Origin of the sequence: Saccharothrix algeriensis (assembly GCF_016907655.1) — a bacterium.
In the GTDB taxonomy this organism is placed as follows: Bacteria; Actinomycetota; Actinomycetes; order Mycobacteriales; family Pseudonocardiaceae; genus Actinosynnema; species Actinosynnema algeriense.
Window position 1 is genome coordinate 4,085,585 of sequence record NZ_JAFBCL010000001.1, and the last position, 21,792, is coordinate 4,107,376.

The window sequence follows — 21,792 nt, forward strand, 5'->3', positions numbered from 1 at the left end:
CGGTGAGCTTATTCCTCGATCTCGCACAGCACGGCGCCCTGGGTGACCGCCGTGCCGGGCTCGGCCGCCAGGCCCTTCACGGTGCCCGCCTTGTGCGCGGTCACCGGGTTCTCCATCTTCATGGCCTCCAGCACGACGACCAGCTCGCCCGCCTCGACCCGCTGCCCGTCGGTCACCGCGACCTTCACGACGGTGCCCTGCATCGGGGCGGTCACCGCGTCGCCGGACACCGGCGCGCCGCCCCTGCCGCCGGCGCGCCGGCGCGGCCTGGCCCGCGCCGCGCCGCCCGCGGGCGCCGCGCCCGCCGCCAGGTCGCCGGGCAGCGAGACCTCCAGCCGCCGGCCGCCGACCTCGACCACCACGGTCCGGCGCGGCTCGTCCGCCGCGGCCTGCGCGCCGCCGGTGAACGGCGCGATGGTGTTGTCGAACTCGGTCTCGATCCACCGGGTGTGCACGTCGAAGCCCTCGTCCGTGCCGACGAACGCCGGGTCGCGCACGACGCGCCGGTGGAACGGCAGCACGGTCGCCATGCCCTCGACGACCATCTCGTCCAGCGCCCGCCGCGCCCGCTCCAGGGCCTGCGCCCGGTCCTCGCCGGTCACGACCAGCTTGGCCAGCAGCGAGTCGAACTGGCCGCCGACGACCGTGCCGCTCTCCACGCCCGCGTCCACCCGGACGCCGGGGCCCGCCGGCGCGACGAACGCCGTGACGGCGCCGGGCGCGGGCAGGAAGTCGCGGCCGGCGTCCTCGCCGTTGATCCGGAACTCGATCGAGTGCCCGCGCGGGGCGGGGTCCGCGGTGAACCGCAGCGGCTCGCCGGCCGCGATGCGGAACTGCTCGCGCACCAGGTCGACGCCCGAGGTCTCCTCGCTGACCGGGTGCTCGACCTGGAGCCGGGTGTTGACCTCCAGGAACGAGATGGCGCCGTCCGGCGCGACCAGGTACTCCACGGTGCCCGCGCCGTGGTAGCCGGCCTCCTTGCAGATGGCGCGCGCGGAGGTGTGGATGGCCTCGCGCTGCGCGTCGGTGAGGAACGGCGCGGGCGCCTCCTCCACCAGCTTCTGGTGCCGCCGCTGGAGCGAGCAGTCGCGGGTGCCGACGACCACCACGTTGCCGTGCTGGTCGGCCAGCACCTGGGCCTCGACGTGCCGGGGCTTGTCCAGGTAGCGCTCCACGAAGCACTCGCCGCGCCCGAACGCCGCCACGGCCTCGCGCACCGCGCTGTCGAACAGCTCGGGGATCTCCTCCAGCGCGCGGGCCACCTTCAGCCCGCGCCCGCCGCCGCCGAAGGCCGCCTTGATCGCCACCGGCAGGCCGTGCTCGCGGGCGAACGCCACGACCTCGTCCGGACCGGACACGGGGTCCTTGGTTCCCGGCACCAGGGGCGCGCCGGCGCGCATCGCGATGTGCCGCGCGGTCACCTTGTCGCCCAGGTCCCGGATGGCCTGCGGGGTCGGCCCGATCCAGGTCAGGCCCGCGTCCAGGACGGCCTGCGCGAAGTCGGCGTTCTCGGACAGGAACCCGTAGCCGGGGTGCACCGAGTCGGCGCCCGAGCGCTTGGCCACGTCGAGCAGCCGGTCCACCGAGAGGTAGCTCTCGCCGGGCGTGTCGCCGCCCAGGGCGAACGCCTCGTCGGCCAGCCGGGCGAACGGGGCGTCGCGGTCGGAATCGGCGTAGACGGCGACGCTGGCCAGGCCGGCGTCCTTGCAGGCGCGGATGACGCGGACGGCGATCTCACCGCGGTTGGCGACGAGGACCTTGCGCAGCGACACGACGTCCTACCTCCTGGTAACGCTGGTCGACGGCTGTGGCGATGGACGGGGAGTTTAGTGACCCGCCGGTATCCCGTGGCCGAGAGACAGCTCACGTGCGAGTGGGACAATCGGCGACCGTGACCCGTCCGCCCGTGTCAGTGCTGCTCACCGCGTGCGCGGCCGTCGCCACCACCGTGGCGGGCATGGCCTTCGCCTGGTCCCTGCGGGTCCCCGCGCCCGCCGCGCGGGGCGTCGAGCCGCCGCCGGACGAGCTGCGCTGCGGCCCCGCCGCGTGCCGGCCGGTGGTGCAGCGGGAGGTGGGGCGCGACGCGGTGGAGCTGCTGGTCGGCCAGGGCTCGGGCCGCATCCGGACCAACGGGGAGTCCGGGCGCTACATCTTCGAGCTGACCATCGCCGAGTCCGGCGCCGCGATCACGGACCGGTCGCTGGAGTGCGCGGACGCCGAGGTGGCGGTGTGCCTGGCGCGCGGGTCGGTGGGCACCGAGGTCTGGGGTGAGGTGCTGGTGCGCCGGGCGGGCGCGTGGTCGCGGGCGCAGCTGCCCTACGTGGCCGGCGGTGGGTACCTGGGGCTGCACGACGTCAACGCCGACGGGGTGGCCGACGTGGTGGCCGCGCAGCAGGCGTGCGCGTCGGGGGTGACCTGCTCGCGCCGGTTCGCGCAGGTGTTCTCGCTGGTGGGCGCGAAGACCGAGCTGGGCTGCACGACCGTGGTGGCCGAGCAGGACCTGCTGCCCGGCTGGCCGCGGGTGGCCCCGGCGCCCGCGCAGCTGCACCCCTGCGGCTCCTGAGGGCGGCTCCTGGGGGCGGCCCCCGCGGACGACCGGGCCGCCGGGTCCCGGGTGGGACTCGGCGGCCCGGTGCGGCGTTCCGGGGTGGGGCGGTTACGCGGGCACGGCCTCGCGCGGCGCGTCCGGCAGCGGCGGAGCGGCGGGGGCGTCGAGCACCTCGTCGTCCAGCAGGCCCTCCGAGCGGGCGACCAGCACCGGGACGGTGATCTGCCCGGCCACGTTGGTGGCGGTGCGGACCATGTCCAGGATCGGGTCGATCGCGTAGACCACGGCGACACCGGTCGCGATGACCTCCGGCGGCAGGCCCACCGCGCCCAGGGTCAGGGTCAGCATGGTGAACCAGCCGGTCGTGCCGGCCGTCGCCAGCGCGCCGAACACGGCCACCGCGACGATCGCGACGTACTGCCACACCCCGAGCTGGATGCCGAACAGGTTCGCGATGAACACCGTGGCGATCGCCGGGTACACGGCCGCGCAGCCGTCCATCTTCGTGGTGGTGCCCAGCGGCACGGCGAAGGACGCGTAGTCGTTGTCGACGCCCAGGTCGGCGACGGCCTGCCGGCTCAGCGGCAGCGTCGCGCCGGACGAGCGGGACACGAACGCGAACTGGATGGCCGTCCACGCCTTGCCGAAGAACTTCACCGGGCTGATCCGGCCGACGAACCGCAGCAGCACCGGGTAGACCACGAACAGCACCAGCAGCGTGCCGCCGTAGACGGCGGCGATCAGGCTGAACAGCGGGCGGACGAACGAGTTGCCGTAGGTGGCGAACGCGGTGCCGATCAGGCCGAACACGCCCAGCGGCGCGAGCAGGACGATCCAGCCGACGACCTTCTGGACCAGGTCGAACGCCGAGCGGGTGAAGTCGACGAACGGCGCGGCCCGCTCGCCGAGCGCGTAGGCGGCGAACCCGACCAGGATCGCGATGAACACGACCTGGAGCAGGTTGCCCTCGGTGAAGGCGGAGAAGGGGTTGGTCGGCACCAGGGTGTCCAGCAGGGTGCTCCACGAGCCGCCGTCCCGGGAGGCCAGCCGCTTGAGCGCGGCCTCCGTCGGCGCCACCTCGACGCCCGCGCCGGGCTTGAAGACCACCGCGATGGCCAGGCCGATGAGCACGGCGATCAGCGACGTGACGGCGAACCACAGCAGCGTCTTGCCGCCCAGCCGCGCGGCCCGGTTGCCGCCCAGCCGGCGCAGGCTGGTGATGCCGACGACGATCGCCGTGAACACCAGCGGGATGACGGTGAACTGCAGGAGGCCGGTGAAGACGTCGCCGGTCTTCTCCAGGGTGGTGGTCAGCCAGGAGACCTCGGCGGCCTTGGCCAGGTAGCCGGCGAGCGCGCCCAGCACGAGGGCGGCGAGCACGGTGACGCCGAAGACCTTCGGCTTGGTGTAGGTGCGGATGAACGACATGTCGGCTCCGGGGTGTGCGCGGACGTGACGGGGACGGCGGTCAGCCGTGACAGCCCGTGTTCGTCCTGCGCCCGAAGTCGATGTGACGGCGGCGCGTCAGCAATTCGCTCATCGGCTCCCCCAACGCGGTGGTCCCGGGGGAGCTTCCCCGAACAGGGGAAATGTGACAACGGCTACCAGATGTCGGACACCGCGACGCCGATCCCGCGCAGCAGGCGGCGGGTCAGCGGCAGGCTGATGCCGATCACGCTGGACGGGTCGCCGTCGATCCCCTCGACGAACCAGCCGCCCAGGCCGTCCAGGGTGAAGGCGCCGGCGACGTTCAGCGGCTCGCCGGTGGCCAGGTACGCCTCCAGCTCCGCCCCGGTGGGCGTGCCGAACCGCACGGTCGTGGCCTCGTGGTCCACCGCCCGGTCGACCACCCGGCCGGCCGCGACCCGCAGCACGGCGTGCCCGGTCAGCAGCGTGCCGGTGGTGCCGGCGATCCGGCCCCACCGCTCGCGGGCGACCTCGACGGTCCCCGGCTTGCCCTCCACCCGCCCGTCGGCGGTGAGCAGCATCGAGTCGCACCCGACCACGACGGCGTCCCGCTCGTCCGCCGCGACGGCCTCCGCCTTGGCCACGGCCAGCGCGGTGACCAGCTCGGCGGGGCCCGGGTCGGCCAGCGCGGCGGCCACGGCGTCCTCGTCCACGCCGGACACCCGGACGTGGGGCTCGACACCGGCGTTGCGCAGGACGGTCAGCCGGGCGGGGGACGCGGAGGCAAGCACGAATCGCACGGCGGCACCCTAGCCCGCGACCGGCGCGCGGCTACCGCGCGGAGTGCCGCAGCGGCCCGGAACGCCTGGTCAGGGGTGTCGGGCGGGGTGCGTAGAACTACCGATGCGCGTGCCGACGCCCTTGGGCACCCTCGGTGGTGTGCAGCGCTGGGCTCTGGTGGTCCGCCGGACCGACCGGGCTCGTGGTCGGCGCCGGTGGTGGTTGGTCGTGCCCGTCGCCCTGCTGTTGGCGGTGGTGGCGCGGGTGGTGTCCAGCGACCCGGTCGGCTACGGAGTCCCCTTCTGGCCGTTCGCGAACCGCTCCGTGGAGGCCGAGCACCGGGTGATGGACGTCGTGGCGGCGGCCGTGCGCGCGCAGGGCGACCCGGCCCGCGTGCCGGCGGCGGTGGCGGCGGACGGCGTCGAGGTCCTGGCGGCGAGCCTCCAGGTGCCCGGCGGCGGCGTCTGGATGCGCCTGCGCTTCCCCGTGCCCGACGGCGTCCGGTGCCGCGAGGTCCGGGTGCTGGGCGACGGCGTGCAGGTCAACAGCCGCCGCGTCGACTGCTGAGCCGCCGGTCTCGACCACCGCGGCGCCGTCCGGGAGACTTGCGCCTCGTGCCGAACCCAGTGGGCGTGACCGGTGTGGAGGACCTCGTGCGCGGGTGGCGGGGGCTCGGGCTCGACGCGGGCCGGTCGGTCGTCGTGCACTCGTCGCTGTCCGGCCTGGGCCGGGTCGAGGGCGGGGCCGGCGCGGTGGTCGACAGCCTCGTGCGGGCCGTCGGGCCGGAGGGGACCGTCGTCGTGCCGACCTTCACCCCCTACGTGGCGGACCCGGCGCCCGAGGTGGTCGGCGTCCCCGACGCGGAGGTGCGCGCCCGGCGGGACGCCGTCCCCGCCTTCCACGCGGACCTGCCGTCCACGACGGGCGCCGTCCCGGAGGCGTTGCGGTCCCGGGCCGACGCGGTGCGCAGCGACCACCCGCAGGCGTCGTTCGCCGCCGTGGGCCGGCACGCCGCCGACATCACCGCCGAGCAGCCCCTCTCCTTCGCGCTGGGACCGGGCTCGCCGTTCGACCGCCTCCACGACCTCGACGGCGCGATCCTGCTCGTCGGCGTCGGGCACGACCGCAACAGCTACCTGCACCACGCCGAGGGCCTGACCCCGGCCCCGCGCCTGAAGCTGCGGCGGTTCCCGCTCGTCACGCCCGGCGGGCGGGTCTGGTGCGAGGCGCTCGACGTCGGGGACGACAACGGCGTGCACTTCCCGGCGGTGGGGCGGGAGTTCGAGCGCGCGGCCGGTGTCCGGCCCGCGACCGTCGGCCGGGCGCGGTGCGTGCTGCTGCCGATCCGCCCGTTCGTGGACTTCGCCGCCCGCCGCCTCGCGCAACTGCTGCCCGCCCGACCGCCGGGCCGGGCCTGAACGGGCGCCTGCGCGGCCGGGCACCAGGGGCGTCCCGGCAGGCGGCTTGCCCGGCCGGGTCGCGGCGCGCCGGCGCGGCCGGCGGTGCGCCCGGGCACCGGCCGAGCAGGTGGGCGGACCGCGCCCGACCGTGCGACGAGGGTTCGACGCCGAAGGCCGGCTCAGCGCCGCGGGCTCAGCGCGGCAGGGCCGACCACCGCCAGGCGTCCGGTCCGTGCGGCAGGCCGGCGGGGGCCGGGCGGGCGCGGTCGGCCCACGCCGAGCGGCGCGGGCGCTGCCCGGCAGGCGCGCCGGCCGCCGCCAGGGCCGCCACCACCGCCGTGAGGGCGGCCAGTTCCACGTCGTCCGGAGCGCCCCGGACGACCTCCAGGAAGGGTTCCGCGGTCACAGCGGGATGTTCCCGTGCTTCTTGGGCGGCAGCACCTCGCGCTTGTCGCGCAGCAGCGACAGCGCCCGCGCGACGTGCGCCCGCGTGTGGGAGGGCGGGATGACCGCGTCGACGTAGCCGCGCTCCGCCGCCACGTAGGGGTTGCAGAGGGTGTCCTCGTACTCCTGCTGCAACCGCGCCCGCAGCGCTTCGACGTCCTCGCCCTCGGCGGCGGCGTTCGCCAGCGCCTTGCGGTGCACGATGTTCGCCGCGCCCTGCGCGCCCATGACCGCGATCTGCGCCGTCGGCCACGCCAGGTTGACGTCCGCGCCCAGGTGCTTCGAGCCCATCACGTCGTACGCGCCGCCGTACGCCTTGCGGGTGATCACCGTGACCAGCGGGACGGTGGCCTCGGCGTAGGCGTAGATCAGCTTCGCGCCGCGCCGGATGATGCCGTTCCACTCCTGGTCGGTGCCGGGCAGGAAGCCGGGGACGTCCACGAACGTCAGGACCGGGATGTTGAACGCGTCGCACGTCCGCACGAAGCGGGCCGCCTTCTCCGACGCGTCGATGTCCAGGCACCCCGCGTACTGGGTGGGCTGGTTGGCCACGACGCCGACCGAGTGGCCGTCCACCCGGCCGAAGCCGACCAGGACGTTCGGCGCGAACAGCGGCTGGACCTCCAGGAACTCGCCCTCGTCCAGCACGCGGGTGACGACCTCGTGCATGTCGTAGGGCTGGTTCGCCGAGTCCGGGACCAGGGTGTCCAGCTCGCGGTCCGCGGCGGTGACCGAGTCCTCGATCGAACCGTGCACCACGTCGTCGGGGGCGTCGAGCACCGGCGGGTCGGACATGTTGTTCGCGGGCAGGTAGGACAGCAGCTCCTTGACGTAGGAGACGGCGTCCTCCTCGTCGCCCGCGAGGTAGTGCGCGTTGCCGGACCTGGTGTTGTGCGCCCGGCCGCCGCCCAGCTCCTCGAAGCCGACGTCCTCGCCGGTCACCGTCTTGATCACGTCCGGGCCGGTGATGAACATGTGCGAGGTCCCGTCGACCATGACCACGAAGTCGGTCAGCGCGGGGGAGTACACGTGGCCGCCCGCGGTCGCGCCCATGATCAGCGAGATCTGCGGGACGACGCCGGACGCGGCCACGTTGCGGCGGAAGATCTCGCCGTAGAGGCCGAGCGAGACGACGCCCTCCTGGATGCGCGCGCCGCCGCCCTCGTTGATGCCGATGATCGGGCGGCCGGTCCTGATCGCCAGGTCCATCACCTTGACGATCTTCTCGCCGTAGACCTCGCCGAGCGAGCCGCCGAAGACCGTGACGTCCTGGCTGAACACGCACACCGGGCGGCCGTCGACCGTGCCGTGGCCGGTGACCACGCCGTCGCCGTAGGGCCGGTTGCGGTCCTGCCCGAAGTTGGTCGAGCGGTGCCGGGCCAGCGCGTCCAGCTCCACGAACGAGCCCGGGTCCAGCAGCAGGTCGATCCGCTCGCGAGCGGTCTTCTTGCCCTTGGCGTGCTGCTTCTCCACCATCCGCGCGGAACCGGCGTGCACGGCCTCGTCGTCGCGGCGGTGCAGGTCGGCCAGCTTCCCGGCCGTGGTGTGGACGTCCGGCTCCTCGCCGATGGGGTCGGTCGCACTGCTCATGGCCAGGCAGCTTAACGACGCCCCGGGAACGAAGTGACCCGGTTGTAGCCCACACCATGGCACGGCGGACCACCGCTGACCCGCAGCCCGGCCGTCCGGGGGGAGCGCGCGGGCGCAGGGGGTTGACCTCCAGCGCGGTGGAGGTCGCAGACTGGCGGCGAACGGCCTGCCCCACCTCCACACCGCTCCGACGAAGCGCGTGGGGCGGGCCGCTCCTACCCTTCTCCCCGTGAGCACCCGCCTGGACGCAGCCTCCCTCCGCGAACGGCTCGCGGGCCGTTACACCGCGCTCGACGTGGTCGCCTCGACCGGGTCGACCAACGCCGACCTGCGCGAGCGGCCCGGGGACCGCGTGGTCCTGGTCGCCGAGGAGCAGACGGCGGGCCGGGGCAGGCGCGGGCGCGGCTGGGCCTCGCCCGGCGGGGGGCTGTACTTCAGCGCCCTGTTCCGCCCGCCCGGCGTGCCCGCCGCGCGCCTGCCGTGGCTGACGCTGCTGGCCGGGCTCGCGCTGGTGCGCGCGGCGGCGGGCGTCGGGGTCCGGGCGGAGCTGAAGTGGCCCAACGACCTGCTGGTCGACGACCGGAAGGCGGCCGGCGTGCTGGCCGAGATCGGCCCGGACCACGCGGTGGTCGTCGGGGTCGGGCTCAACGTCGCCGCGCTGCCGCCCGACGTCGAGCCCGGCGCGGGCGGGCTGCCGCCCACCAGCCTCGAGGAGCACGCCGGCGGGCCGGTGGACCGCGCGGAGGTGGCCGTGGCCGTGCTGGCCGAGCTGGCGGAGCTGGAGCGGACCTGGCGCGAGGCCGGCGGCGACCCGGAGGGCAGCGGGCTGCTGGACGAGTACCGCCGCCACTGCGGCACGCTCGGCCGGCGGGTGCGCGTGGAGCTGCCCGGCGCCGTGCTGTCCGGCGTCGCGCGGTCGGTCGGCCCGGACGGCACGCTGGTCGTGCGCGACGACGCGGGCGCGGACCACACCCTTTCCGCCGGGGACGTGGTGCACCTCCGGGTACGGTGAGGGCCGGCACCAGCGCTCGGCGAAAGGACCGTCGTGGCCTACCCGGACGACCTGCTCGGCTCCGGCGAGCGCGTCGTGATCCACCGGCACCCGCACTGGAAGGTGCTGGTGCCGCCGGTGTTCGTGCTCCTGCTCGCGGTCGGCGGCGGCGGCTACCTGGCCGTCGTGGTGTCCGACCTGTCCTGGGCGTCGACGGCCCGGCTCGTGATCGCCGCCGTGGCGCTGGTCGCCGTGGCCTGGCTGGTGCTGGTCCCGGCGCTGCGCTGGCGCACCACGCACTTCGTCGTGACGACCGACCGCGTGATGTACCGGGAGGGCGTGCTCCGGCGCACCGGCCTGGACATCCCGCTGACCCGGATCGACAGCGTGCGCTTCCGGCTCACGCTGCTGGACCGGGTCCTGGGCTGTGGCACGCTGGTCGTGGAGTCCGCGTCGGACGAGCCGCTGGAGTTCGACGACATCCCCGACGTGGAGCGGGTGCACACCGCGCTGCACCGCGGGATCAACGACAACCCGGACGACGGTTTCCGCTCGGAGGACAGGGTCGCAGATGGGCACGCGTGAGGTTGGGCTGCCGGACCGGGTCGTGGGCGACGGGCTCCCGGAGAGCGTCACCGTCTGGGAGGTCGGTCCCCGCGACGGCCTCCAGAACGAGGCGTCGACCGTCCCGGTCGGCGTGAAGCTGGAGTTCCTCGACCGGCTCGCCGACGCGGGCGCGACGGTGCTGGAGGCCACCAGCTTCGTGCACCCCAAGTGGGTTCCCCAGCTCGCCGACGCCGAGGAGCTGCTGGCGGGCCTGGCCAGGCGCCCCGGCGTCGCGTACCCGGTGCTGGTGCCCAACGAGCGCGGCCTGGACCGGGCGCTGCGGGCGGGCGTCGAGCACGTCGCGATCTTCGCCAGCGCCACGGAGACCTTCGCGCGCAGGAACCTGAACTCGTCGCTGGACGAGCAGTTCGCCATGTTCGACCCGGTGGTCGCGCGGGCGCGCGCCGAGGGGCTGCGGGTGCGCGGGTACGTGTCCATGTGCTTCGGCGACCCGTGGCAGGGGCGGGTGGCGCGCGAGCAGGTCGTCGGGGTGGGCAGGAGGCTGCTCGACCTGGGCTGCGACCAGCTCTCGCTGGGCGACACGATCGGCGTGGCGACGCCCGGCCAGGTGACCGCGCTGATCGGGGGCTTCGACCGGGTCGACCAGCTGGCCGTGCACTTCCACGACACCTACGGGCAGGCGCTGGCGAACACGTACGCGGCGCTGCTGGCGGGCGTGCGGACGGTCGACTCGTCGGCCGGCGGCCTGGGCGGCTGCCCCTACGCGGAGTCCGCCACCGGGAACCTCGCGACCGAGGACCTGGTGTGGATGCTCGACGGCCTGGGCATCGCGCACGGGATCGACCTGGACCGGTTGTGCGACACCAGCGCGTGGATGGCCGAGCGGCTGGGCCGCCCCAGCCCGTCGCGGGTGGTGCGCGCCCTGCGCGGCTGACGCGCGGGACGCGGTCGGCGGCCTCGGGGCGGTCCGCGCGGTTCCGCGAAGTTCCCGCGAACGCGGGGGAACCGGGCCGCGCGCGGCCACGTCCAACGCGCGACCGACGACCATGCCCGGCGGCGGCGCAGACCGGAGGTGGCCGTGACGACCGATCACCGCGCCCAGGTTGACGAACTGCTGGCCGACTACCGGCGCAGCCGCGACCAGCTCGCCGACGTGCAGCGCGACCTGGCGGGCATCAGCGCGTCGGCGACGAGCCCCGACGGCGCGGTGACCGCGACGGTGGGCGCGCAGGGCGTGCTGACCGGCCTGGAGCTGACCGACGCCGCCTACCGGTTGCGGCCGGCGCAGCTGGCCGAGCTGGTCCTGCGGACCGCGCGGCTCGCCGCGGCGGAGGCCGCGGAGCGGACCTACCGGGTGCTGGGCCCGGTCCTGCCCGCCGGCGCCGACCCGGAGGCCCTCGTGCGCGGCACGGCCGACCTGCGGCCCGAGGAGATCGCGCCGCCGCCGCGGCGGTCCCGGCCGAGGGTCGTCGACGACGACGAGGACTTCGAGCAGCGCGACTGGCTGAACGTCGAGACGCACGGGGGGACGAGATGACCGGTTTCGAGGCGGACCTCGCCGCGCTCACCGCCGGCGCGACCGACTTCGACGCGTTCGCCGAGCGCGCCGGGAAGGTCTTCGGCGACCTGGACGGCGCGCTGGGCTCGCTCGGCGCGTGCTGGGGCGACGACGCGATCGGGCGGAGCTTCGCGTCGTCCCACGTGCGGCCGGCGGCCGACGCGCTGACCGGGCTCGGCGACCTCGGGCCCGCGTTCGGCGGCGTCGGGCGGCGGTTCGCCGACACCGCGCGCACCTACCGCCGGGTCGACGAGGGCAACAGCACCGCGCTCGACGCGGTCTGACACGGGGGACCACCGACATGGGGATCGAGCTGCCGGCCGAACTCGCCGAGGTCGCCGCCAAGGCGGGCGTCACCTGGCCGCAGGCCGACGAGGACAAGCTGCGCGCGTCGGCCGCCGCGTGGCGGGACGCGGGCGCCCGGCTCGCCGCGCTGGCCGGCGAGGCCGACGGCTCGGCGCACCGGGCGCTGGGCGCGATGTCCGGCGAGGCGGCCGACGCGGCCCGCCGCCACTGGGACGGCTTCACCGCGCCCGACGGCCGGTTCGACCTGGCGGTCCGGGGCTGCAACGCCGCCGCCGACCGGCTCGACCACGCCGCCCGGCAGGTGGGCGCGGCGAAGGTCGAGCTGGTGCGGGAACTGGTCGACCTGGCCAGGAACAGCGCCGCGGCCGACCGGGCGGCGGCGGCCGGCAACCCGACCGCGCTGCTCGGCCTGGACGCCCTGGTGCGGGGGGCCGCCGCCAACGCCGGCCACCTCACCGCCACGCTGGCGGACGCGATCCGCCTGGACTCGGGCGTGCTGATCGGCGTCGGCGGGCGCCCGGTCGACGCGAACCCCGGCTTGCACGACGGTGCGCCCGGTGGCGTTCCCGGCGACGGTCCGGGGCAGGGGAGCGGCCGGGGTCCCGATCGGGGCGGTCTGCTGGGCGACCTGCTGGGCGGTGGGCCGGGCGGCCTGGTCGGGGACCTGCTCGGCGGCCGGCCGGGCGACGGTCAGCTCGGTGAAGGTCAACTCGGTGAAGGCCGGCTCGGTGAGGGCCAGGCCGGCGACGGGCAGCCGGGCGACGGTCGGTCCGACAGCGGCGAGGTCGGTGAAGGCCAGGCCGGCGGTGGTCGACCCGGTGGCGGCCAGGGCGGCGGTCTGCTGGGCGACCTGCTCGGCGGTCAGCCGGGTGGTCCCGGCGGTGACCAGTCGGGCGGTGGCGACCAGGGTGGTCGGCCGGGCGGTCACGGCGGCGGCCTGCTGGGCGCCGTGGTCGGCGGCGTGACCGACACGGTCGGCGGGGTGGCCGCGCCCGTGCTCGACACGGTCGGCGGCGTAGTGGACGGCGCGGTCGGCGCGGTCGGCCGGACCGCGGAAGGCGTGGCGGACACCTTCGTCCCCGGACGTGACGGCAACGGCGGTGGCAACGGCGGCGGCGGCAACGGTGGCGGTGGCAACGGCGGCGGTGGCTTCGGGCACGGCAACGGCGGCGGTGGCAACAACGGCGGCGGTGGCAGCGGTTTCGGGCACGGGAGCGGCGGCGGCCATGGTCACGGCGGTGGGTCGGGGCAGGGCAACGCGCCGGGCCACGGCGTCGTGCCGGGCCTGGTCGACCGGGTGGTCGCGCCGGTCGTCGGTGACGCGCCGATCGGCGTCGGACCGGTCGTCGACCCGGTGGGCCGGAGCGCGGACACCGTGACGGCCTCGGCGGCGGCGCTCCTGGACCGGCCGGTGCTGCCGGTGGACGCGCACGCGCCCGCCGCCCAGCAGCCGGCCCCGCCCGCGCCGGGTGCGAACGCCCCGCAGGCCCCCGGCTTCGGCGGCCCCGGCGGCGGTGCGCCGTCCGGACCGGTCGGCGGTGGCGTCGGCGGTGGCGTCGGCGGTGGTGCCGCCGGTGGCCCGGCCGGCGGTGGCGCGGCTGCGGGTGGCGCGGTGGCCGGCGGGTCCGCTGCGGTCCAGTCGCAGGTGGGCGCGGCGCAGGGGCAGGCCGGGCAGCAGGCCCAGGCGGGCCAGCAGGCCGGGCAGCAGGCGTCCCAGCAGGCCGGCGGCCAGCGTGCGGAGCAGCGCGGCGCACCGGTCGGCCAGGCGCCGGTCAAGGAACCCGGTCAGGTGCCCGGCGGTCAGAGCGGCCAGGGCAACCAGGCAAACCAGGGCAACCAGGGCGGTCAGGGCAAGGACGCCGGCCAGGGCGCGCCCGCCAAGGACGCGGCGCAGTCCGCGAAGGACACCCGCCCCGAGGCGAAGCCCGAGCCGCGCGAGGACGTCGGCCTGGGCTTCGCGGTCCTCCCGCTCACGGCCGGGCGCGACGCGGTGGTGCGCGGCGGGGCGAACCAGGGCTTCCCCGCCGGGACCGCGCCGGGCCACGGCTTCGCGCCCGGAGCGCCTGCCGGCCACGGCTTCGCGCCCGGGGCGCCGGCGGGGCAGGGCTTCCCGCCGGTCGGCGGCGCGGGGTTCGGCTCCCTGTCCGGGGTCCTCGGGACCGGGTCGGGGTCGTCGGTCGTCCCCACCGAACTCGTCGGACCGCCGCAGCGCGCCGCGCGCGACGCCCGGCCGGCCGACGAGGCGACCGCGCTGTTCCTCCTGCACGTGTTCCCCGGCGGGGTGCTGCCGCCGGCGCAGGCCGCGCCCGCCCGGCAGCTGCCCCCGCCGCCCGAGGAGCAGGACTTCGCGCCGGGCCTGAGGTTCGAGCCGCAGGGCCACCCGGACGGGCACCTGGTCGACGACTCCGCGCGGGAGCGCCCGGGGTCCCGGCCGGGCCCCGCGACCGAGCCCGACCCGGCGCTGACCGACGGCTACGACCCGCAGGCCGGGATGCACGAGCGGGACTGGGACCGGCGGTTCCTGGTCCGGCCGGACCCGCCGGAGTACGCGTGGCCGCCGGCCGAGCTGTTCCCCGAGGGCGGGTACGAGGCGGGGCAGCCCGGCGTGCTCGCGGTCGGGGTCGAGCTGGACCGGTTCGGCAGCCCCGAGGGCCGGGTCCTGTCCGAGGCCGGCACGCCGTTCGCCCACCGGTCGCTGCCGCCGGCGGCGTTGGCGGCCGGGTACCACCGCTACCGCGTCGTGCGGGAGCTGCCGGTCTGGTTCACGTTGTCCGCCGAGTGGTTCGGCCAGGCCGGCGGCGGCGTCCGGTACCGCGCCACCCACCCGGTCGCCGAGCTGGTCGCGCTGGGGTACTTGGAGGAGAGCCGATGAATGCCGAGTCGGTCCAGGGCTGGCTGCTGGCCGTCGGGGTGCCCGCCGAGGTGGTGTCGGTCGGGGCGGAGGCGGACAACGCCTGGTGCCTGGTGGCCGACGGCGAGGGCTTCGAGGTGTTCTGGCGCGAGCAGGGCAACCGGTACGACTGGGCCCGGTTCACCAGCGAGGACGTCGCCTGCCACTACCTGTTCGGCAGGCTGGTGTGGTCGCAGGTGGTGCGCGGCGCGGTCGGCCTGCTGCCCCAACCGGCCCCGGCGCCCGAGAACCCGATGCCCGAGGCCCCGGCGCCGCAGGGCCGGGCACCGCAGGCCCCGGCGCCCGAGGCCCCGGCGCCCGAGACCCCGGCGCCCGAGACCCCGGCGCTGCAGGACCTCGCGACCCGGCTCCCGGCGTCGCAGGCCCCGACGGCCCGGGTACCCGCCGGAACCCCGCAGCAGCCCTCCCCGGCGCCCGCGCGACCCGAGGGCGGCGAGCCCGCGGCGGGCGCGCCTACCGGGGCGTGAGGTCCGTCCGCCAGGTCACGTTCACCACGTCGTCGGCCTTGGGCACCGGCAGGTAGACGGCGAACGTCGCGGGCCGCGCGGTGGACAGCTCCAGCCGCCCGCCGTCGGCGTCCACCAGCGCGCGCGCCAGCGCCAAGCCCACACCGGTCGACCCGCCGCCGGACACGCCGCGCTCGAACACGTGCCCGGCCAGCTCGTCCGGCACGCCGGCGCCCCCGTCGGCGACCTCCACGACGACCGTCCCCTCGTCACTGCGCGCCGACACCACGACCTGGCCCTCGCCGTGCCGCAGCGCGTTGTCCAGCAGCACGCCGATCGCCTCGCGCAGCCGCGCGGGCGTCGCGCGGGCCAGCAGCCCCTCCGGCACCCGCACCCGCAGCGCCCGCCCGACGCTGCGCAGCGGCTCCCGCCACTCCTCGGCGATCGCGGTCAGCTCCGCGGCCAGGTCCAGCGGCTCCGCGCCCACCGCCCGCGCCGCCCGCGCCGCCGCGAGCAGCTCGTTGAGCACCCCGGCGAGCCGTTCCGCCTGCTCCAGCGCCGCGCGCGCCTCGGCCGCCGCCTCCGGCTCCGGGTGCTCGGCCAGCGCCTCCAGCCGCAGCTGCAGCGCGGTCAGCCGGCTGCGCAGCTGGTGCGACACGTCGCCGACCAGCTCCCGCTCGCGCTGCACGAGCAGCGCCAGCGCGCCGGCCGACCGGTCCAGCGCGTCGGCCACGAGGTCCAGCTCGGGCACCCCGTGCCGCCGTCCGTCGCGCCGGAAGTCGCCCGCGCCCAGCCGCGCCGCCCGCACCGCCACGTGCCGCAGCGGCTCGGCCAGCTTGCGCGCCGTCACGGTCGCCACCACGGTCCCGGTGCCGACCGACAGCACCACCAGCAGCACCACCAGCGCCGCGACCTGGTACTGGGACGTCCGCATCGGCCCGGACGACACCTCCAGCCGCACGGTGCCCTGCTGCGCGATCGGCACCTCGACGCTCAGCGCGCCCCCGCCGGGCGTCCGGCCCAGCTCCTGCCGCCCCCCGGCCGAGGTGACGACCAGGTGGCCGCCCTCCGGCACGCCGACCTCCACCGGCTCCAGGCTGATCGGCTGACCGGACGCGATCTGGTCGTCGATGGACGCCGCGATCCGCTGCGCCCGGACCGTGAGGTCGCCGCGCGCGCCGTCGTCCACCAGCCGCAGCGCGGTGTACCCGAGGGGGATGCCGAGGGCGAACCCGGTGACGGCGACGGCCAGCAGGATGGCGCGCAGGATGCGGCTGCGCATCAGTCGGCGGTGTTGAAGCGGAAGCCGACCCCGCGCACGGTGGCGATGCGGCGCTCCACCGAGCGGACGTCACCGAGCTTGCGGCGCAGCCAGGACATGTGCATGTCCAGCGTCTTGCTGCTCTTCAGCTCCGGGTCGTTCCACACCTCGGACAGGATCTCGTCCCGGTGCACCACCTGGCCGGCCCGCTGGATGAGCACCCGCAGCAGCTCGAACTCCTTGTTCGCCAGCTGCACCTCCTGGCCGTCCACGGTGACGCGCCGCGCGGCGAGGTCCACCCGCACGCCGTTGACCTCCAGCGTGCCGGGCGCGCGGCGGCGCAGCAGCGCCCGGATGCGGGCCATCAGCTCGGCCAGCCGGAAGGGCTTGGCCACGTAGTCGTCCGCGCCCGCGTCGAGCCCCACGACGAAGTCCACCTCGTCGGACCGCGCGGTGAGCATCAGCACCGGGATGCCCCGCCCACCCGCCCGCAGCCGGCGGCACACCTCCAGGCCGTCCATCCCGGGCAGGCCCAGGTCGAGCACCAGCAGGTCGATGCCGCCGTGCGCGGTGGCCTCCAGCGCTTCGGGGCCGTCGCCGACCACCTGCACCTGGTAGCCCTCCCGCTGCAACGCGCGGGAGAGGGGGTCCGCGATCGCAGGGTCGTCCTCTGCCAACAAGACCACGCTCACGGCACTCAGCGTAGGCGTGGCACGATCCCAGCGTGTCCACCGATCTGACGCTGGCCCTGCGCCTCGCCGACGCCGCCGACGCGATCACCACCACCCGGTTCCGCGCACGCGACCTCGTGGTGGAGCGCAAACCCGACCGCACCCCCGTGACCGACGCCGACGTGGCCGTCGAGGACGCGATCCGCGAACTGCTCGCGCCGACCGGCGACGGGGTGGCGGGCGAGGAGCGCGGTGGCGTCGTGGCGGAGGGCCGCACGTGGGTCGTGGACCCGATCGACGGCACCAAGAACTTCCTGCGCGGCGTGCCGGTGTGGGCGACGCTGATCGCGCTCGTCGTGGACGGCACGCCCCGGGTCGGCGTGGTGAGCGCACCGGCCCTGGGCCGCCGCTGGTGGGCCGCCGAGGGCGAGGGCGCCTTCACGCTCGACGCGATGGGCGAGCGGCGCATCTCCGTGTCCGGTGTCCGCGACCTGTCCGACGCCTACCTGTCGACCACGCACCTCGGGTCGTGGGTGGAGCACCACTCGCGCGAGTCCTACCTCCGGCTGGTGGACGCGTGCTGGGAGAACCGGGCCTTCGGTGACTTCTGGCAGCACTGCCTGGTCGCCGAGGGCGCGATCGACGTGGCCGCCGAGGCGATCGTGAACCCGTGGGACGTCGCGCCGTTCCAGGTGCTCGTGCGGGAGGCCGGCGGGCGGTTCAGCGACCTGACCGGGGCGGAGCGGTTCGACGGGGGGGACGCCCTGTCCACCAACGGCCACCTGCACGACCCGGCCCTGGAACTGATCCGCCGCCCTTGACCGCCGCCCGCTGCGCTCCGCGCAGCAGCGCTTCAGCTCCAGCATGCCGCGCTCGGCGCGGCGGCGCTTCAGCGCAGCCGTGTGCCTCGTGTTCTCCCCGTACGGCCTGGGCGCAGCCCAATCATCTTTGTCGGGGGGTGTCAAGCACGCTCTTCGCTTGACACCCCCCGACAAAGATGATTGCCTCCGGCAGGCCGTGCGGGGAGAACACGACGCACTTTCCTTCTCCTTGGGGGCCTCCCGGCCGCTTTTCTTACCAAGATCGCGCACCGATCCAGGTGAGATTGGGTGCTGTACCGCCCAAGGCTGAAAAGATTAAAAGAGTCCTCGCCGGACAGGCAGGCCGCCAAGGAGAATGAAAAGAAACAGCGGTCGTGTTCTCCCCGCATGACCTGTCAAAGACAACCATGCTTTCTTGGGGGGTGCAAGCGAAAAGCGTGCTTGCACCCCCCAAGAAAGCATGGTAGCCCTCCGGGCAGGCCATACGGGGAGAACACGAGGCCACCGGTCTGCACGGGGCGTGCCGAGAGCCCTTGAGCTGAGAGTTCAGGGCTGGTCGTAGGAGCGCTTCGGGCGGGGGCGGGCGTCGGCTTCCGGGAAGACCCACTTCTTGTACCCGTACCACCGGAACGCCATGGCCACCAGTGTGCCGACGATCTGGGCGCTGGTGAAGTCCGCGATTTCCTCCGCAAGTCGGCTCACGTGGGGTTCCTGGAGGTGGAGCAGGTAGCGCGAGACGCCGAGCGGCAGTGAGTTCAGGCCGATGCCCACGCCGTTGACCAGGAAGAACAGCGCGGCCTCGTGGTGGCGTTCCCGTCCACCGCGGGTGCGGAAGGACCACTCGCGGTTGAGCACGTAGGACACGATGGTGGCGACCAGGGTCGCCACGACCTTCGCCGTCACCGGCTTGTCCGCGAGGATGGTCGTCTTCAGGACCAGGAAGATGGCCGTGTCGATCACGAAGCAGGTGCCGCCGACGACCGCGAACTTGACCAGCTCTCTGTTCCGCAGGGCCAGCGAGCGCAGCGGTTCGGGCAGGCGGCGGACGACACTCTCGACTACGGACACTCGGTCGAGTGTACGGAGAACGGGTGAAAGCGCAGTTCAGAAGACTTCGGGACCGTGGCTCAGGCCACGTCGCGCTGCTCGGACACGGTCCGCAGCGGGCGGACGGACGGCCGCGCGTCGGCCTCCGGGAACACGAACTTGCGCATCGCCCAGTACTTGAACGCGGTGGCGAGCAGCATCCCGATGATCGAGCCGCTGATGAAGTCGGCGACCTCGCTGTGCATGTCCAGCACGTGCCGCGACGCGTACAGCGGCAGCAGGTTCACGCCGATGCCGACACCGCTGACGAGGAAGAACAGCGCCGCCTCGTGGTGCCGCTCACGCCCGCCCCTGGTGTGGAAGGACCACTCGCGGCTGAGCACGTAGGACGCGATCACGGCCACCAGCACGGCGATGGCCTTGGCCGTGACGACCTTGTCCTGGAGGACGGTCAGCTTCAGGGCGTACCAGATGCCGTTGTCGATGACGAACGTCGTTCCGCCGACCACCGCGAACCTGATCAGCTCCCGATACTTGTTGATCAGGAAGCGCACCGGCTCCGGGAGGTGGCCGAAGATCCTGCGCACGACTGGCAGCACCGGTCCACCTTACCGGCGCGCGGCCGGCGTCGATCACCAAGGGGTCGGGCAGGTGCCCGGCGGGAGCAGATCGCGCAGGCCCGGCGGCAGCCAGGGCGGCACGGGCAGGCAGGGGGGCTCGGTGCGCGTGGGCGGCGGGGTGGTGGCCGGTGGCTCGGTGACCGGCGGTTCGGTGACCGGGGGCTCCGGAGCGGGTGGCCGCGTGGTCGGCGGCTCGGTGGTCGGCGGCGCGGTCGTCACCGGCGGCTCGTCGGAGGGCGGCGGGGGTAACGGCGTCGTCGTCCCGGTGGGCGCGGGCGCGGTCGTCGGCGCGGTCGTCGGCGTGGTCGCCGTCGGTGGCGCGGTGGGCGTCCGGCCGGGCTCCTCGCCCTCACCGGGCCACTCCGGGGGCTGCCCGTCGCCCGGGTGGGCGTGCACGGGCACCTCGACGGTCCTGGACGCCGTGCCGAGGGTCGCGGTGACGGTGATGCTGCCGTCCCGGAACGGCAGGCCGAACGCCCACACCGACAGCCGGAACGACTCGCCGCGCTCCAGCGGTCGCTCGCACACGATCCGGTGCGGCGACCGCTTGCAGTCCGGCCGCAGGGCGACGAGCCCGGTGTGGTGGTCGGACTGCACGACGAGCTTGAGCGTCCCGGGCCGGCCCCCGGTGTTGGTGGCCTTCACGTCGAAGCGCGGCTCCCAGAACCCGTGCTGCCACGTGCGGACCCGGAGGTCCAGGTCGTCGTCCGCGGGTCGGATGGTGACGGCGACCTCGACGTCCACCGAGATCGACGCGCCCGCGGTGACGGTGCCGCTGATCAGCCCGCCGACCGCGTCGTGCCCGGCGCTCAGCCGGAACACGAACGTGGCGGTCCCGCCGGGTGCGATGGGCTCGGCGGTGGCGCAGGTGATCGCGCCCGAGCCGGCCGGGCACTGCACGGTCTGGTCGGCCGCTCCGTCCAGCCGCACGAGCGGGGCGCCGGTCAGCGACGCGCCCGGACCCACCGACCGCACGTCCGGCGGCAGCGCCAGGGTCGTGCTGGCGGGCGGCGCGGCCGTGCCGCCGGTGTTGCGCACGGTGATCGGCAGCGCCACGGCGGGGGAGCCCGGCGTCAGCGTGAAGTCGCTGGGCACCGTCGGCACGAGCACGGGGGGCGCGGGCGGCGGTGGCTCCGGTTCCGGTTCGGGTTCCGGTTCCGGGGCGGGCTCGGGTGGTGGCGCGGGCGTCGGTCCCGGCGCCGGCTCTCCGGCCGGCGGCGCGGTGGTCGGGTCCTGGACGGGCGGGTCCTGCGCAGGCGGGTCCTGGACCGGGGGGTCCTGCGCGGGCGGGTCCTGGGTGGGCGGTGGCGGCAGGGGGGCCGTCGGGGGCTGCGGCGCCGGCGTCGCGGTCGGCACGGGCTCCGGGGCGGTGTGCGCGGCGGGCACCCCCGGCTCGTCGCCGCCGGACGCCAGCCCGATGCCCACGGCGATCGCCAGCGCCACCGCCGAGGCCACCGCGCCCAGGACCTGCCGGGGCGCGGAGCCCGCCGCGTCGGCGACGCCGCCCGCGCCCGCGCCGGCGGCCACCGCCGTGGCGGCCTTCGCGGTGCTCGCCGTCGCGGCCAGGTAGCCGCTCGCGCCCAGGCCCAGCACCAGCGGAGCGATGAACGCGCGCAGCGCGCCGTTCACGTCGGCCAGCTCGGCGGCCAGCCCCCGGCAGTCGGCGCACTCGTCCAGGTGCGCCTCCACCTGGGTGGTCTCCCGCTTGGACAGCCCGCCCCTGGTCCACGCGCCGAGCCGGTCGACGGTGGCGCGGCAGCGCTCGGGCGTCGTCTCGGCCAGGTGCACCTGGAGGTAAGCCTGGCGCAGGCCCTCGCGGGCCCGGTAGGCCAGCGCGGACACGCCGTTCGCGGTCAGGCCCAGCAGCGGTGCGACCTCGGCGGGCGACTGGCCCTCGATCTCGGTGTGCCACAGCACGGTCTGCCAGCGCTCGGGCAGCCGGGCGAACGCCTTCGCGGCCAGCGAGCGCTCCAGCCCGGCCAGCGCGGTGTCCCGGAACGGCACGGAGGTCGCCTCGGCGCCGGCGACGGCGGTGACGTCGTCGGCGAGGTCGACCTTCCGGTCCCGCCTGGTCTTGTCGTAGGCGGTGTGGCGCAGCGCGGTGAGCAGGTAGGCGCGGAAGGCCGAGTCCGGGCCGCGGCCCGCCCGCAGCGCGTCGAGCACCTTGGCGAACGCGTCGGACACCAGGTCGTCGGCCTCGGCGGGCGAGCGGGCGAGCTGGCGGGCCAGGTTGTAGGCCGCTCCCACGTGGCGCTCGTAGAGCTGCCCGTAAGCCTCGATCGCCCCGCCGCGCACGGACTCGATCAGCTCCGCGTCGCTCGGTCCCCGGACTCCAGCAGGAACGGTCGCCACGTGTTTTCCCCTCCTCGCGGGCCCAGTGTGGCCTACCCGGTGGCGGACCGTCACCCGGAACCCCCCGACCGG

At 75.6% G+C, this 21,792-nt stretch carries 20 protein-coding genes and 1 pseudogene; 11 read left to right on the forward strand and 10 right to left on the reverse strand.

Annotated elements, in window-relative coordinates; translation table 11 throughout:
* Window positions 1-8: 8 nt before the first annotated feature.
* Entirely contained in the window at window positions 9-1,772 is a 1,764-nt protein-coding gene (locus JOE68_RS18780; protein ID WP_204843612.1) for an acetyl/propionyl/methylcrotonyl-CoA carboxylase subunit alpha, read from the reverse strand.
* A 119-nt stretch (window positions 1,773-1,891) separates the two neighbouring features.
* Between JOE68_RS18780 and JOE68_RS18785 the strand changes: the two genes are divergently transcribed.
* Window positions 1,892-2,563 carry a hypothetical protein gene (locus JOE68_RS18785; protein WP_204843613.1) on the forward strand — a complete coding sequence of 224 codons (672 nt, stop codon included), beginning with the start codon at window positions 1,892-1,894 and terminating at the stop codon, window positions 2,561-2,563.
* A gap of 93 nt (window positions 2,564-2,656) precedes the next feature.
* Here the strand turns inward: JOE68_RS18785 and JOE68_RS18790 are convergent, their stop codons facing one another.
* On the reverse strand, window positions 2,657-3,976 hold the full coding sequence (locus JOE68_RS18790; RefSeq protein ID WP_204843614.1) for a dicarboxylate/amino acid:cation symporter: 1,320 nt from the start codon (window positions 3,974-3,976) through the stop codon (window positions 2,657-2,659).
* Between the two features lie 173 nt (window positions 3,977-4,149).
* A complete protein-coding gene (locus JOE68_RS18795) occupies window positions 4,150-4,755 on the reverse strand; it encodes a Maf family protein (RefSeq protein ID WP_204843615.1) in 606 nt (201 codons plus the stop codon).
* 139 nt (window positions 4,756-4,894) lie between these two features.
* Here JOE68_RS18795 and JOE68_RS18800 point away from each other — a divergent pair, with 139 nt between their 5' ends.
* Window positions 4,895-5,302 (forward strand): hypothetical protein, encoded by a 408-nt coding sequence (locus JOE68_RS18800; RefSeq protein WP_204843616.1) that lies wholly within the window; start codon window positions 4,895-4,897, stop codon window positions 5,300-5,302.
* Window positions 5,303-5,349: 47 nt separating this feature from the next.
* A complete protein-coding gene (locus JOE68_RS18805; protein ID WP_307819740.1) occupies window positions 5,350-6,153 on the forward strand; it encodes an AAC(3) family N-acetyltransferase in 804 nt (267 codons plus the stop codon).
* A 175-nt stretch (window positions 6,154-6,328) separates the two neighbouring features.
* On the opposite strand, the gene JOE68_RS18810 is transcribed toward JOE68_RS18805, so the two are convergent.
* Entirely contained in the window at window positions 6,329-6,541 is a 213-nt protein-coding gene (locus JOE68_RS18810) for an acyl-CoA carboxylase epsilon subunit (protein WP_204843617.1), read from the reverse strand.
* A complete protein-coding gene (locus JOE68_RS18815; protein ID WP_204843618.1) occupies window positions 6,538-8,169 on the reverse strand; it encodes an acyl-CoA carboxylase subunit beta in 1,632 nt (543 codons plus the stop codon). Before JOE68_RS18815 ends, JOE68_RS18810 begins: the two co-directional genes overlap by 4 nt.
* Window positions 8,170-8,398: 229 nt before the next feature.
* Between JOE68_RS18815 and JOE68_RS18820 the strand changes: the two genes are divergently transcribed.
* The 7 genes and pseudogenes from JOE68_RS18820 to JOE68_RS18850 form a co-directional block, all read left to right on the forward strand.
* On the forward strand, window positions 8,399-9,181 hold the full coding sequence (locus tag JOE68_RS18820; protein WP_307819741.1) for a biotin--[acetyl-CoA-carboxylase] ligase: 783 nt from the start codon (window positions 8,399-8,401) through the stop codon (window positions 9,179-9,181).
* Between the two features lie 33 nt (window positions 9,182-9,214).
* Entirely contained in the window at window positions 9,215-9,745 is a 531-nt protein-coding gene (locus JOE68_RS18825; protein WP_204843619.1) for a PH domain-containing protein, read from the forward strand.
* On the forward strand, window positions 9,732-10,661 hold the full coding sequence (locus JOE68_RS18830) for a hydroxymethylglutaryl-CoA lyase (RefSeq protein ID WP_204843620.1): 930 nt from the start codon (window positions 9,732-9,734) through the stop codon (window positions 10,659-10,661). The genes JOE68_RS18825 and JOE68_RS18830 overlap by 14 nt, the downstream gene beginning before the upstream one ends.
* 144 nt (window positions 10,662-10,805) lie before the next feature.
* The gene (locus JOE68_RS18835; RefSeq protein WP_204843621.1) at window positions 10,806-11,264 is read left to right on the forward strand and encodes a YbaB/EbfC family nucleoid-associated protein; all 459 of its coding nucleotides are present in this window, start codon (window positions 10,806-10,808) and stop codon (window positions 11,262-11,264) included.
* The gene (locus JOE68_RS18840; RefSeq protein WP_204843622.1) at window positions 11,261-11,569 is read left to right on the forward strand and encodes a WXG100 family type VII secretion target; all 309 of its coding nucleotides are present in this window, start codon (window positions 11,261-11,263) and stop codon (window positions 11,567-11,569) included. Before JOE68_RS18835 ends, JOE68_RS18840 begins: the two co-directional genes overlap by 4 nt.
* Before the next feature lie 17 nt (window positions 11,570-11,586).
* The gene (locus JOE68_RS18845; protein ID WP_204843623.1) at window positions 11,587-14,463 is read left to right on the forward strand and encodes a glycohydrolase toxin TNT-related protein; all 2,877 of its coding nucleotides are present in this window, start codon (window positions 11,587-11,589) and stop codon (window positions 14,461-14,463) included.
* Window positions 14,460-14,708 (forward strand): annotated as a pseudogene (locus tag JOE68_RS18850) (hypothetical protein); the annotation flags it as partial. The gene JOE68_RS18845 and the pseudogene JOE68_RS18850, both read left to right, overlap by 4 nt.
* 247 nt (window positions 14,709-14,955) lie before the next feature.
* Here JOE68_RS18850 and JOE68_RS18855 read toward each other — a convergent pair.
* On the reverse strand, window positions 14,956-16,230 hold the full coding sequence (locus tag JOE68_RS18855) for a sensor histidine kinase (RefSeq protein WP_204843624.1): 1,275 nt from the start codon (window positions 16,228-16,230) through the stop codon (window positions 14,956-14,958).
* Window positions 16,230-16,901 carry a response regulator transcription factor gene (locus JOE68_RS18860; RefSeq protein WP_204843625.1) on the reverse strand — a complete coding sequence of 224 codons (672 nt, stop codon included), beginning with the start codon at window positions 16,899-16,901 and terminating at the stop codon, window positions 16,230-16,232. Before JOE68_RS18860 ends, JOE68_RS18855 begins: the two co-directional genes overlap by 1 nt.
* Before the next feature lie 32 nt (window positions 16,902-16,933).
* On the opposite strand from JOE68_RS18860, the gene hisN reads away from it, so the two are divergent.
* Entirely contained in the window at window positions 16,934-17,701 is a 768-nt protein-coding gene (hisN, locus tag JOE68_RS18865; RefSeq protein ID WP_204843626.1) for a histidinol-phosphatase, read from the forward strand.
* Between the two features lie 546 nt (window positions 17,702-18,247).
* Here the strand turns inward: hisN and JOE68_RS18870 are convergent.
* From JOE68_RS18870 to JOE68_RS18880, 3 genes are read right to left on the reverse strand one after another with little or no spacing between them, the layout of a single operon-like run.
* Complete coding sequence (locus JOE68_RS18870) at window positions 18,248-18,769, reverse strand: GtrA family protein (RefSeq protein WP_204843627.1); 522 nt, start codon at window positions 18,767-18,769, stop codon at window positions 18,248-18,250.
* Window positions 18,770-18,828: 59 nt separating this feature from the next.
* Window positions 18,829-19,344: a GtrA family protein gene (locus JOE68_RS18875; RefSeq protein WP_239564342.1), complete on the reverse strand. Its 516-nt coding sequence runs from the start codon at window positions 19,342-19,344 to the stop codon at window positions 18,829-18,831.
* A 36-nt stretch (window positions 19,345-19,380) separates the two neighbouring features.
* Window positions 19,381-21,720 (reverse strand): sigma-70 family RNA polymerase sigma factor, encoded by a 2,340-nt coding sequence (locus JOE68_RS18880; protein WP_204843628.1) that lies wholly within the window; start codon window positions 21,718-21,720, stop codon window positions 19,381-19,383.
* Between the last annotated feature and the right edge of the window lie 72 nt (window positions 21,721-21,792).

Coding starts and splice junctions, on each gene's coding strand:
- JOE68_RS18830 (WP_204843620.1), top strand. CDS start 9,732: ATGGGCACGCGTGAGGTTGGGCTGCCGGACCGGGTCGTGGGCGACGGG.
- JOE68_RS18840 (WP_204843622.1), top strand. CDS start 11,261: ATGACCGGTTTCGAGGCGGACCTCGCCGCGCTCACCGCCGGCGCGACC.
- JOE68_RS18790 (WP_204843614.1), bottom strand. CDS start 3,976: ATGTCGTTCATCCGCACCTACACCAAGCCGAAGGTCTTCGGCGTCACC.
- JOE68_RS18845 (WP_204843623.1), top strand. CDS start 11,587: ATGGGGATCGAGCTGCCGGCCGAACTCGCCGAGGTCGCCGCCAAGGCG.
- JOE68_RS18815 (WP_204843618.1), bottom strand. CDS start 8,169: ATGAGCAGTGCGACCGACCCCATCGGCGAGGAGCCGGACGTCCACACC.
- JOE68_RS18855 (WP_204843624.1), bottom strand. CDS start 16,230: ATGCGCAGCCGCATCCTGCGCGCCATCCTGCTGGCCGTCGCCGTCACC.